Here is a 12,296-nt window from a genome sequence, read left to right on the forward strand (position 1 = left end):
AAAAGAGTTGGGAATGGGGTCTGTTTGGTTGGGGCTACAGGATTTTTTCAAAATCGTAGGAGGTCATGAAGATCAAACGGTCCAGATCCCCATGATCGCCGTTTTCCAGCTCTTTTTGGGCGTGGGCATATTCCAGACCGAAATAGAGATTTTTTTGTGGTACCATGCCCAGATTGAGATGGTAGGAGGTGACCCATTTGGGAACCGTATCGGCCACCACATCCAGATCGTTGTCAGCCGCCGCCCCTGCTATGGACACGACCGATCTCCAGGAGTCGTTCCACCAGTGCTGGTAGGAAAGATAGCCATCCACCAGGGGGAGGGGATGAATCTCTCCCGCGTCATCGATCACCCCATCCTTGAAGGCGTTATAGGTGGCATAGCGCCCCAAGGGTTCCCCCCAGGCAAGTCCCAGACTGAGGTTGTCTTTTTCCAGCAGGTTGACAGCACCCGAGGCATAGAGCGCCCCCCCCAACACCGAATCCCGTCGATCAGGAATAATGGTGCCGTCGGCTCGCAGCTCCCGGACAATCCCGGAGAGGGCAAAATGTCCCTCATCCCACTCCCAGGTGCGTTTGACGGCGATATCGGGCAGGCGGTCGTCATCGGGCTGAACCGACTCTCCGGCAGAATTCAACAAGGTGCTTTCCGGCTGTTCCAATCCCACCTGAATATCCCCATCGTCAAGAGCCCAGGTGTAGCGTAAAAGGGGCTGACGAACATAGAGAATGCCCACAGGATCCAGCTGGCTGGAAGGCCAGGCACGACCGTTGATAAAGGTGGAAGAGGTCTGGCCAAAGGTAAAGTTACCCAAGGTACCATAGACGTGGCGCAGACGGGGGTTGTGGGAGTTGGAGACGTTTTCGTTGCCGCTGGAACCCCAAAAATCCATCTCCGTATGGGTTTTGAAACTGCCCAGGCTGGTGGATGTTTCGGTTTTGAGCCACAACCGACTGCTCCGGGCGCTCAGAGTCACCTGCCCTTCCTCTCCCTGGGAATCCATGGGGACGGCGGAGCCGAAGAGATAATAATCCCCGGCATTGTCGCCACCATGGCTGCCACCGGTGCTGGGAAAATTGCCAATCACCTCCATCCGTGCCCGCCCACCGAGGATAAATTGGCTTTTTTTCAGTGCCAACTCCGGGGAGGTGGGAGGAGGGGTGTGGCGTGCTTCCTCTTGGGCTGCGGCGGAGGGTGAGAGGTTGGCTGTTGGCGGAAGAGGGGGGGCGTCGGTTTTTGGGGTAAGCGTGTTTGGTTGTGAGGGGAGAGCTGGGGAGGATCGATCCGCTGCCAAGTCGGTTTCTGTGTAAGAGTGAGCCGTTGCCGCGTCGATTTTTTGTTGGGCCAGCTTTTCTTCCAGCTGTTGCAGCCTCTGCAAAATCAAATGACTTTCGGCGCGCAGCGCTTTCAGTTCCGCTTCCAACGCCTGGGCTGTGGCTGTGGCTGGGGTGGGGAGTGAAAGAAGGGCCATGACAGCCACGATCAGGGGGGTGGGACGCAGGGGCATATGGTGTGTCCTGGGGCGTTGGCTGGCCAAGTTGGATAGAGAAGCGGTTGAATTCTGGCGCATGGCATTTTTAAAGAATCAATTTATGGATGTTTTGGGCTGTTGTGCTTAGGAGGATTTTCATAAAACAATATGCAAATCAATTGGTTGAATTAAAGATGGTGGACGTATGATCGTCAGTTGCCGAGGAACTTTTGGGTATTTTGCGATATCTTGCAATATCCGTGTCAAAGTCAGAGGATGGGCTGAATCTTTGGCGCAACACCCTGGACACGACCCGGGATAGTGAGGCTGGACATTTCTGTCCCAGCCTCACTATCAATAGGGCCGAGATGGCGGTATTTTTGGTGAAGGCGTTTGGGTTGGGATGATTTTATCTCCCCGTCCATTCGGACCTCAGCCCAGCGAGGCAAGTTTGGTTCATGGACACAAAAAACCAACCCTTTCAACCATATTGACGGATGAAACGGATGTATCCAAACCTTCAAAAACAGCTAGCCCATCAGCACTACATAAAATCCACCCGAAGGTATGCCCGGTTCTCTTTATGGCTGCTCCTGTTGGGGCTGCTGAGTGGCTGCGCGGAGGAAAGGCGTGATCGAAACATGGATTTTTTTTTCCGAGAACATCAACAGGAGTTGTCCCAGCTTCAGACACACCTGCAGCAACTACAGAAGACGACTGGCATTCGCGGCATCAATCTGGAATATGGCAAAGTATACTTGGCCAAATCCGAATCCCTGTCGATAAACAACGCCATCCAACGTTTTTCCGAAGAGGAGGGGAAAATCAATCAGGCTCTGGAAATGGAGGAAGCCTTGGGGCTGAAAAATGCCTATCTGCTGGATGACGACTCCTTTTGGTTGATTTTCAATGAGGGGGATATTTTAGGGGCTGATTTTGGTTTTCTTCATGAAGGCAATAAACCGCTTTCTTCCTACCGAATCCTGAATCATTCCCGACCCATGCCTACCGCCAAGGGGTGGTATTTGATCAAATTGTGACTTTGCTGGCATGACTGGCAGCAAACAGGGCCATGGTTGTACCCTGGGTGGAGATGGCCCAGAGGAGGCCCAGAGGAGATGAAAAACCCAGCTTTTTCATCTTGCCGACGATGTGTTGATAGTGCTCAATGATGTTTTGAGACAATCAACTCCAAGTAAGCATCCTGTTGGTGGCAAATCGTTTCCCATGCATACTAAAGAGGCACTGATTAATGACATTTCCACTTGATGAATTGGAGGTCCGAATCCTGGGGGTGTTGTTGGAAAAAAGGTTGGCAACCCCAGATGTCTATCCCTTATCTCTCAACGCCTTGATCAATGCCTGCAACCAAAAATCCAACCGTCATCCCGTGATGTCCTTGGAGCAGGAGGTGGTGATTGCGGGTATAAATGGTTTGCGGGACAAAGGTCTGGTCATGAAGTTGAGTGGCGGCCGGGTTGACAAATATGGCCATTTTTTTCGTGAAAAATCCGACATTCTTCCCAAGGAAGAGGCGATTTTAGCCGTACTGCTACTGCGTGGTCCCCAGACTCTGGGAGAAATATGCACCCGCTGTGAACGGCTGCACTCTTTCCAGGGTACAGGTGAGGTGGAGAGCACCCTTGCTTCCCTCATAAAAGGAAAAGTTCTGGCATTTCAGTCGGAAGAGGAACCCATGCCCTGGGCCGTGAAGCTTCCGGTCCAGCCAGGCCGCAAGGAACCACGTTATGCGCATCTGTTCATGGGTGAGCCGGACATCTCCCCACAAGCCGAGCGATCTCCCCTCTCCAGGGCGGGAAGCCTTGCTGATGAGGTTGCCCAACTGCGTCGGCAGTTGCAGGAACTCAGGGAGGAGTTTGACGCCTTCAAAACCCAGTTTGATTGAGAGGTCTATCCATACCATTTAAAAATGGGGCATGCTCTTTTGGCTCGTCATCGTGGGAAAGACGCTTCATGGGAAGGTGTGTCTCATTTCCACTTGGAATCACCTTTGTCAGCCACAAAACATCCGATTAACAGGGAGATGGTTTTTGAAAAACCTAGAGAGTTCCACAGGAAAAAAACGGAACCATACCGTGGTGGTGGCATGGCTGTTGATCATGGTTTCCCTGTTTTCAGTGAGCCGTGAGACCATGGCAGAGGTGCCTTCATCTGCTGGACCTCAACCGGGAGAAGCACTCACATTTAAAGTCAGCTGGTCTGGAATATCCTCAGGCAAAGCGGTTATGAGAGCAGATAAAGTTGGAAATGAGAGATACTCTTTTTCCATCCACTTGAGATCAAGTGGTCTGGTGGAAACATTCTATCCAGTGAATGATTATCTCATCGCCGAAGGTGTCTGGTCTCAAAAAGGCTTGAATGCTCTTTCATTCACAAAAAAACAGTCTGAAGGAGGACGAAAGCGTCTCACTGAATATGCCTTCCAAAGGGAAAAAGAGGCGGTGGTCAGAAGGCTGAATCAAGGAGAGCCGGAATACTTGGAGAGTGTCCCTTCTCAGGTCAACGATCCAGTTACCGCCCTTTATCTCTTGCGGTTTCAACAAGATCTAACCCCAGCCTCTACCATCAATATTTCCGTTATGGGGAGCCGGGAGTGGCACCATACCCCGGTGGAAGTGGGCGATGTCCAGATGTTGGAGGTGGCCGCAGGCCAGTTTCAGGCCTTTCCCGTCTCTCTGGATCTGGGACTGTTTAACAAACGGAAGGGGAATGGACGGACCACGGTTTGGTTGAGTGATGATCTCCGCCGACTGCCAATACTGGTCAAATCAAAGGTGAGTATCGGTACCATGGAATTTGAACTGACAGAGATTTCTGAAGGTACTGGAAGTTGGCTGACAGAGGGGATGTCAAATTGAGCAAAACTCGGCCAAACTGATCCTGCTGGCTTCCGTAAATTTCGTCCATCCTTGATCCTAAATCCGAACAGTTGGCGTGCACACATGCCCCAGCCTCTTGATCCACCAAGGAGTCTGTCGCCATATGCCGCTTTTGGCCTTGATGCCGCGTTGCACAGCTCTCTGTGAGTCTCGCATATGATTGAATATGCTGATACTTTCAAAAACACCAAGCCAAGCCTTGCGAGCAAAATCGACCTGTTGCAACAGGCTTTGGAGAGAAAATTAAAGACAACGAACCCGGAATTTTCAAGCAGGAGAGCCATCAGCACTTCCGCTTTCGATGGGTCAGGGGAGGGGGCAGCCATAGGGGCGTTTGGAGTTCTTCATGGATACTTTTTGGAGTGGTATGGTTTGTGCTTCTTAGTTCGTGGGCGTGTATGTTCGTGAGCGTGTATGTTCGTGAGCGTATATGTAGGCACAAATATCCGAGGAGAAAAAATATGGTGATTGATATTAACAAGCAGATAAAGAATATTCTTGCTGCTCAAGACTATATCCAGGAAACGATGGATGGCATGTTTTCTCAGATCAATATCAAGCCAATGATGTTTATCTGTGTCGGGGCGATTTTATCTCTGGTTGGCTTTTTTAAAATCATCGGCAGCAGCATTGAAGTTGCTGTTTGGGTGGCAATCATGATTGCTGGTGTGAGCGCTTTTAAGTTTGGCATGGAGAAGGGTGGTTATAAAATGCCATCAAAACTAACGGCCAAATTTCACAAAGTGGCTGAATTTGGCAATGCCGGAAGCTGATAGAGCTGCTGTCGAATGTAGGAAAGACACGAATCTTCAAGGCCCGGCGTGCAGGCTCGGCATGCTTCAATTCCCGGATAAAATTCCAGTGACATCCTCTTGTTTTGCCATGGCCTCTCCCTGAAGGATCCAGCGAGAGGGATGCGGATATGGAGAGGATGGTCTTGGAGAGATTGATTGTCGATGGGGTAGAGCCGGGCCCCATGGTTGATCGTTTCGCCCGGGAACGGAATCCGTGGTAGGGTGAGCGAATCGTGTCCATGACGGGAATCTGCCACAGGGGCGGGTTGATCGCCAAATGGACCATGCCCCCAAACGCCCACCTTTAATAAATCGTTTAAAAATCAGCAAAGATCACAGAAAGCACCAGCCTACCTTGCCGTTTGAAATGGCTTGCCCAATTTTCTAATGGAGCGGCTGGGTTTTTGAAATCTGGACGGTTCTGATGGTTCCAGAACAGCCCACAAAGCCGTCGGGAGATTCAAGCACCTCTACGACAGCCTTATTCATGTGAATTTTGTTTTTCTTCTCTGCCATTTCCCTCTTCATTCGATCAATTATCTGCATTGTCATCTCAAGATCCAGTTCTTCTCTTGTCTGCTCATTGCATAAGGAAAGATTCTGTTGAAAATGGGCGATGATCTTCTCTGCTTGGGCAATGCTGGCCAAAAAAAGAGCCGACTGGGCTTTATTTCGGCTAATTTCCGCCTCCTTGAGAGAGCGCTGATTCCTTGGCCCCTTTAATTTGTGCAAGGAAAGCCGGTCCATATAGGTTTGATGTGCGGTCTCCACTCTTTCTTCAAAAAGTTTTTCAAATGGAGGGGACATTTCATCCATTTTACTTAACTCTCGTTTGAGCCTGCCAATTTTCCGCCCACCACGATACCAGTCGTCAGATTCTGCAATTATTTCCACCTGACGGATGATCTGATCTTTCCCATGCCAAATATGGAGCTGCTGGATTGTTGTTTTCATGTTTTATTCCGATCATGGCTCAGCCTTCTCCAGAAAAAACCGGAAGAAGGGAAAAATCATCCCATTTCAATCTGAACGAACCTCTCTACGGTAAGCCACAGGGTATCGAGGGTCAAAGTCTTAAAGCCGTATCAACGGCATGGCAAGTAGGTTGTATCGGTCAAGTCCGCCCTTTCACCCAGCACCAACCAGGAACCGCTTATCCCCAGGCCTGCCATGCTTGGCCCGGATCTTTTTTTTGCGTCATCTTGACCAAAATGAAGGCTCCATGGTCGGATGAAGGAGGGCAGCCATAAGCCGTATTTATTTAAACAGCCCTGTCCGGGAAACCGAGAATCCCGGAATCACAGCGGAGGTATGGAAGCCGATTAATCGGTAGAGGGGGCAAGATCGGTAGACTCCGGTATAAAGCATGCTTAGACCGAGCAGCCATAACGTTGGCCTGAAGAGTCTTAGTGCCACGAAAATTAGCGTGATGCCCATCACGATCCGTAGGAACCGATCCCAACCGCCGACATTGATATTCATGGTTTGATCTCCTTTGACGCATCAATTCCTGTTGGAAACCCTCTGTGAGTGTTGCCTGACTTTGTCCACGATCATCTTCCATTGGTTTTTTCTTCAATGCTTTCAATCGAATGGCAGAGACCATAGGTCACCAGAAACGGTATGTCATACCGTTTGCCTGCCACCTCTACTTCATAGATGCCCCGGCGGGTATCCTGCTTCCAAACCACACGATAGTGGGCGAACTGACCCGGTGCGGCAGCAAATTTCAACTTGATTTCACGGGTGATTTTGCTGCCGATCTGAAAGCCCAATGTCTTGGATAGTTTTGTCTGTGCCTTGGCTTCCACCAGGGAGAGGAGATTCGCCCCCAGACTGCCGCTGAAATCCTGACTTCGATCCAACTCCATGGAGGTGTCGGCAGTGCGTGAAAACAGGTGCTCGCTGACCAGGGGTTTCTCACCAAAGCGGTTGTCCAGCGGGACATCTTCGGTGGAGAGCGCAACGTTATTATCCTCCAGGATCGTTTCTCGGATGATGCGCACGGTAGCGGTTGGGTGTGCCAAGGCGGTTTTTTTCTTTTTCTTGTGGGGCATTGATTTGGCCGTATGCTGTTTTTTCTCAGCTAAACGCATGATGGCTGCCGCACCAAGGTAGCCAATGGCGATAACGGGAAAAAAGTGAATCATGACTGTTCCTCCTGATGGTTGTTCGACCCAATGACCACTTAATAGCCATTTCCCGATGCAGGAAGGTGGAGGGGGAGGGGGCGCACATCCGCCAACGCATTGGCTAACGCATCCGCTACCCGCTCATGGGGCGTTTCCCGCACTTCCACTCCAGCATCCGACAACACATAAGAAAGACCTTTACCGTCGAGAGCCGTGCGTGTCAGTACCAAGTCGACATGATGGTTGACCAACCACTTGCCGAGTTGAATCCCTTTGCCATGTTCCAGGGTTATGAAGGGGTTTGTATGGATGCTTCCCGCATCTGCATTTCCGCTGGAGTTTTCGATGGTTGAAAGATAAAAAGAGTGAGCATGGCAAAAACAATCCTCCAGCAGACGACCTTCCTCGCTTACCGGTATGGCACAAACAATATAATCCGCACTCACAGGCGAGCTGTGGATGAGCACCCGTTCCAGATGTGGAACCTCATTCCGAATGGCTGTTTCCATGCGGCGACACGCGGTTTCAGCCTTAACCAGATTGTGGGTACGCAGGATCACGGCTGCTTCCAAAAAACGATACCGGCCGGCATTGCGTCCGGTGACCGACTTGACTTCAACCGTCAAGGGGTCCGACTCAAGAATGGATTGAATTTTGTGTAGGGTTTCGGAATCCAGGCTGGCATCCAGCAGTGCCCGCATGGCCTCACGGGACAGCTCCCAGCCGGTTTGGAGAATAAACACGACAACGAATAGACTGGCCCACCGATCCAAATCCCAGCCGATATATTGCCCGCAAAGGCCCAACAGGACGGCCCCAGAGGAGAGCGCATGCATGCGAAACTCTTCACCATCGGCAATGATGCTGGGTGAATTGGCCTGTTTACCAATCCGCAACTCATAGGCGCTGAAGAGCACGGGAATGACAAGCGAAAGGATGACACCGGTCAGAATCGGCCACGTCACCTTAACGCCGTCGCTGGTCGACAGGATGGCTTCCTTGGCTATTTCGTATCCAGCAAGAAAAATGAGAGCCGCAATGGTCAATGCAACGATATTTTCGACTTTGTACAGACCATAGGGAAAATCAGCCGATTTTTTGCGTGACAGTTTGAGGCCGGCTATAACGCCCACCGAACCGACCATATCCACGAAATTGTGCAGCGCTTCCGCCATCACAGCGATACTCCCGGAAAACCATCCCAAAACGACATTCAGAAAAATGAGCAACACGTTCACGCCCATGGACATCCATCCGACACGCTCCAGTGTTTGGTCGGATGGAATCTGATTCGGTTGGGTGGCTGTTTCGGGCATATTTTGAACTCCGGTTGTTCGTTGATAAAGGATGCTTGTGTAAAGACAGCGCATAAGCCATGCCAGCACCTGGAATGATGGATGGTGCTTGAGGTGACAGCGTGCAAGATGATGAAATATATGTGAAAAATAAAAACATTGATCCTGTGTCAAATGAATCCTGCATGTATGTTGGGTTGACGTACCATCCGTATTTATCTATTATTGGCACGCCATTATTTGTGTTTAATGGCCATTTTTGACTCTAAACTGGAAAGAGCCCCATGGCCTTGCGGCAACCCATCCCCTCGCCATCCAAAAAGGCCATGAAAGATCTGGCCAACATTCACGATCCGGCCATCCTTCTGGATTCAACCTTCCAAATTTTGGCAGCCAACGAGGCCTACCAGGAAGAGCTCGGTGGCGAAAAATCTCTTGAAGGGTTGCACTGCTATGAGGTTTCACACGGATTTGATCGGCCCTGTGACGAAGCTGGGGAGTGCTGCCCCCTCAAGGCCAGTATGGAATCAGAACATGCCGAGCGCATGCTGCATGTGCATCAGTCCACCAAAGGGTGTGAGTTTGTCGATGTCGAGATCCGTCCCATCCGGGACAGGCGCGGCAAGGCGCGGTATTATTTGGAAATATTGAGGCCAACACTGGTCGCCAGTGCCGAACCAACCCCGGTTGGATTGGTTGGCAAGGCTCCGGCATTCAACCAGATGCTGGAACTGGTGCAACGTGTGGCCAAGGAGCAGACAACCGTCCTGCTGCTGGGGGAGTCCGGCACCGGCAAGGAGTTGATCTCCCGGGCCATTCATGAAGGAAGTGATCGGAGCAAAAAGCCTTTCGTTCCCGTCGAATGCTCCGGGCTTGCGGACAATCTGTTTGAAAGTGAGCTGTTTGGCCATAAAAAGGGGGCCTTCACCGGGGCCTATTTTGACAAGCCCGGTCTGATTGAAGCAGCACATGGCGGTACGCTGTTTTTGGATGAGATTGGCGAGGTCTCCGCGCAGATTCAGGTCAAATTGTTGCGCCTGTTGGAAACCCAAACTTTTCGCAGAGTAGGGAGTACGGAGGCTAAATATGTGGATTTCCGCCTGATTTGCGCCACCAATCGCAATTTGGCAGAGATGGTCAAAACGGGTCTTTTCCGCAAAGATCTCTATTATCGAATCAGCATATTCCCCATCCAATTGCCCGCGCTTCGTGATCGCCGGGAGGATATCGGTCTGCTGGCAAACTCCCTGCTGAGACGCTATCCAGGAAAGAAAAATTATTCTCTTTCCAAGGAGGCTTTGAGCTGCCTGGGTGAATACGCTTTTCCAGGCAATATTCGTGAGCTGCAAAACCTGCTGGAGAGGGCCAGAATTTTAGCCAGTGGCCATCAGCTGAAGCCGATGCATTTTCCGGGTATCTGTGGGGAAGCCGCGCCAGTTGCATTCAGTCAGGCACACGATTTCCAAAACCACACGACCGATGAAGAGAGCCTTTTTCAAATCAAAGGAGTTCAAACCTTGGAAGCTGTGGAGGCTCTCTATATGCGCCATATCTTAGCCACCTTTCCCGGCAAGAGAGAGGCGTTGGCAAAAAAGCTGGGCATCAGTCTGCGTACCTTGGTGCGCAAAATCAAAACCGCCAAGGCGTAACAGAGACCCGTTGGCAGCTCTCTTTTTCAGCCTTCTTTTTTTTGGTTCGCACCTGTTGTCTGCCTGTCGTCTTCCACCTGAATGGTTATCAGCCTATTGTTTTCCTCCTGAATAGGGTTAAACCGCCTCTGGGTGGCGCTTGGACTCTGTTCCCCTGTCTTGGACAGATCAACATAAGCAAGCCCTGCCACCAAAAACAGTGCCATCGTCATCAAAGGCCAAACGGGCTTCCTTGTTCCTGAAAATGCACACATCTGAACGCTCCATTTCTGTGGTTGCGGCATCAATACAATTTCCAAAACTGAAACTGACCTACCGCATGAACTGAGCCAAGCCACATTTTTGTGTCGTTCGGTGGGTATGTTTATGTTCCACCTATTTGAATTAAAACGATAAAATAATATGCGTTCATTTGGGTGGCGTTCAGCTGATGTGGGGTGGCTGTTGTTGATTAAGACAAAATTGGCGCGCCATTTTTGGATGTTTATTCCATCAATTGGCTTGTTTGGGAGGCGTGATGCCATGGACCAGCTTTCGCCGTCCGATCATTTCAGGTGTGGTGTCATGGCTTGTTCTGGGGGAGGCGGAGAGGGTGAAGCATTTGTCTGTCACACGACTCTTTTCAAAATAAGGTCATTGTTGGCTTGTTTGTTCGTGTAGTGGCGCGACAAAAATGACCTTTTTCTGGTCTATTGCAAACTGTTTTTCGGGCAAAATAATGTTTAATTCATGGCTAGAATTATATTTTCAGACGTAATTACAATCAAATAGAACGATCCCCACCAAAATGGCCGCTCCTGGCCAAATGCCTGGCATAACCCTTGCCGTATCAGTCCAACAGAACAAGAGCTAACCATTCGTGCCGATGGCGGGACGGAGGTGTTTATGAAAAGTGGAACTCAACTCGCAACCCCGAAAAATTATCGGCAACTCCGAGCCTATATCCAGGCTGAAATAGAGGCCTTTCGCATCAATTCAGAAAAATGGGTTTTGGCGTTGTTCAGACAAATTCCTGCACAACCAACCCCGGAAGCCATTGAGGCCTTGAATCTTTGGATGGATCACTACCTGCCGAAGCGGACGCTCCGCGAAATGGCATCCAAATTTTATCCACACAGGGATTCATGAGTCCGGGTCGAAAACAATCTGTCCACACTGAACAGTAACCTGGACAGTCAAGTCAACAGTGACAGCTGTCTGATAATGGCAAAAGACAGATAAATTTTATGATAACCAACACGTTGCGTTGTTGGCACTACTGTTGCAAAAGGGTTTGACGAAACAGCAGAAAAACGGGGTCCAAATGGCGTGATGAGCGATGAGCGCTTAAGTGCGCCTGATTGACCCGTTCAACCCATCGAATCAAGGAGGATTTAACCATGCAGGCAAATGTGGGTGGTGTGGATCGACTGTTACGCGTCGTTGTTGGTGTTGTGTTGATTTTACTGGTCTTTATGGGGCCAAAAACCATTTTTGGGTGGGCCGGTTTGATTCCATTGCTGACCGGCATTTTCAAGTTTTGTCCATTCTATCCTCTCTTTGGGTTGAACACCTGCCCAGCGGACCAACAGGCGTTGTCTGCCTGATCCATCTGTAAGAGGAGTGACCTGAAGATGAGTGAAAAGTTTACCAAATCCATGGCCCGTAACATCTTTTATGGCGGCAGCCTGTTTTTCATCCTGCTCTTTTTGGGGCTGACGTTGGACACCGTACGCAAGCTACCCAAGCGTGACCATCGGGAAAATATCACCCCCCAGGTGGTCCTTGGAAAAAAAGTTTGGGAGGACAACAACTGTATCGGTTGCCACACCCTGCTCGGTGAAGGGGCCTACTTTGCCCCGGAGTTGGGGAATGTTTATGCCCGTCGGGGCGGAGACGATGGGGGTAAGGCGTATATCAAGGGGTGGATCGCGGCCATGCCCACGGAAGATCCCGGACGGCGGCAGATGCCCAATTTCAATCTGTCTGAGGAAGAGCTGGATGCGATAGCGGAATTTTTAAAGTGGTCCGGTGAGATCGACACCGCCGGATGGCCGCCGAACATTGAAGGTTAAG

14 protein-coding genes are annotated in these 12,296 nt (G+C 50.5%); 7 read left to right on the top strand and 7 right to left on the bottom strand.

The window, feature by feature from the left end; all coding sequences use genetic code 11:
* Positions 1-34: 34 nt before the first annotated feature.
* Positions 35-1,507 (bottom strand): hypothetical protein, encoded by a 1,473-nt coding sequence (locus HQL52_05745; protein MBF0368946.1) that lies wholly within the window; start codon positions 1,505-1,507, stop codon positions 35-37.
* A 605-nt stretch (positions 1,508-2,112) separates the two neighbouring features.
* On the opposite strand from HQL52_05745, the gene HQL52_05750 reads away from it, so the two are divergent.
* On the top strand, positions 2,113-2,511 hold the full coding sequence (locus HQL52_05750) for a hypothetical protein (GenBank protein MBF0368947.1): 399 nt from the start codon (positions 2,113-2,115) through the stop codon (positions 2,509-2,511).
* Here the strand turns inward: HQL52_05750 and HQL52_05755 are convergent.
* The gene (locus HQL52_05755; GenBank protein MBF0368948.1) at positions 2,501-2,656 is read right to left on the bottom strand and encodes a hypothetical protein; all 156 of its coding nucleotides are present in this window, start codon (positions 2,654-2,656) and stop codon (positions 2,501-2,503) included. The two genes, HQL52_05750 and HQL52_05755, sit on opposite strands and share 11 nt — an antisense overlap.
* A 67-nt stretch (positions 2,657-2,723) precedes the next feature.
* Here HQL52_05755 and HQL52_05760 point away from each other — a divergent pair, with 67 nt between their 5' ends.
* From HQL52_05760 to HQL52_05770, 3 genes are all read left to right on the top strand, one after another.
* Entirely contained in the window at positions 2,724-3,377 is a 654-nt protein-coding gene (locus HQL52_05760) for a YceH family protein (protein ID MBF0368949.1), read from the top strand.
* Positions 3,378-3,522: 145 nt separating this feature from the next.
* A complete protein-coding gene (locus HQL52_05765; GenBank protein MBF0368950.1) occupies positions 3,523-4,350 on the top strand; it encodes a DUF3108 domain-containing protein in 828 nt (275 codons plus the stop codon).
* Positions 4,351-4,832: 482 nt separating this feature from the next.
* The gene (locus HQL52_05770; GenBank protein MBF0368951.1) at positions 4,833-5,144 is read left to right on the top strand and encodes a hypothetical protein; all 312 of its coding nucleotides are present in this window, start codon (positions 4,833-4,835) and stop codon (positions 5,142-5,144) included.
* 405 nt (positions 5,145-5,549) lie between these two features.
* Here the strand turns inward: HQL52_05770 and HQL52_05775 are convergent, their stop codons facing one another.
* The 4 genes from HQL52_05775 to HQL52_05790 all read right to left on the bottom strand — a co-directional run bounded on the left by HQL52_05775 (position 5,550) and on the right by HQL52_05790 (position 8,766).
* Entirely contained in the window at positions 5,550-6,119 is a 570-nt protein-coding gene (locus HQL52_05775) for a hypothetical protein (protein MBF0368952.1), read from the bottom strand.
* Between the two features lie 303 nt (positions 6,120-6,422).
* Positions 6,423-6,647 carry a DUF2892 domain-containing protein gene (locus HQL52_05780; protein MBF0368953.1) on the bottom strand — a complete coding sequence of 75 codons (225 nt, stop codon included), beginning with the start codon at positions 6,645-6,647 and terminating at the stop codon, positions 6,423-6,425.
* 71 nt (positions 6,648-6,718) lie between these two features.
* A complete protein-coding gene (locus HQL52_05785; GenBank protein ID MBF0368954.1) occupies positions 6,719-7,315 on the bottom strand; it encodes a hypothetical protein in 597 nt (198 codons plus the stop codon).
* A 38-nt stretch (positions 7,316-7,353) separates the two neighbouring features.
* The gene (locus HQL52_05790; GenBank protein MBF0368955.1) at positions 7,354-8,766 is read right to left on the bottom strand and encodes a cation diffusion facilitator family transporter; all 1,413 of its coding nucleotides are present in this window, start codon (positions 8,764-8,766) and stop codon (positions 7,354-7,356) included.
* Positions 8,767-8,876: 110 nt separating this feature from the next.
* Between HQL52_05790 and HQL52_05795 the strand changes: the two genes are divergently transcribed.
* Complete coding sequence (locus HQL52_05795) at positions 8,877-10,241, top strand: sigma 54-interacting transcriptional regulator (protein ID MBF0368956.1); 1,365 nt, start codon at positions 8,877-8,879, stop codon at positions 10,239-10,241.
* A 26-nt stretch (positions 10,242-10,267) separates the two neighbouring features.
* Here the strand turns inward: HQL52_05795 and HQL52_05800 are convergent, their stop codons facing one another.
* On the bottom strand, positions 10,268-10,765 hold the full coding sequence (locus HQL52_05800) for a hypothetical protein (GenBank protein MBF0368957.1): 498 nt from the start codon (positions 10,763-10,765) through the stop codon (positions 10,268-10,270).
* A gap of 855 nt (positions 10,766-11,620) precedes the next feature.
* On the opposite strand from HQL52_05800, the gene HQL52_05805 reads away from it, so the two are divergent.
* Positions 11,621-11,827, top strand: coding sequence for a DUF2892 domain-containing protein (locus tag HQL52_05805; protein ID MBF0368958.1), 207 nt, complete (start codon positions 11,621-11,623; stop codon positions 11,825-11,827).
* Positions 11,828-11,854: 27 nt separating this feature from the next.
* A complete protein-coding gene (locus HQL52_05810; GenBank protein ID MBF0368959.1) occupies positions 11,855-12,295 on the top strand; it encodes a cytochrome c in 441 nt (146 codons plus the stop codon).
* Position 12,296: the final 1 nt, after the last annotated feature.

Source organism: Magnetococcales bacterium (genome assembly GCA_015232395.1).
Lineage (GTDB): Bacteria > Pseudomonadota > Magnetococcia > Magnetococcales > JADFZT01 > JADFZT01.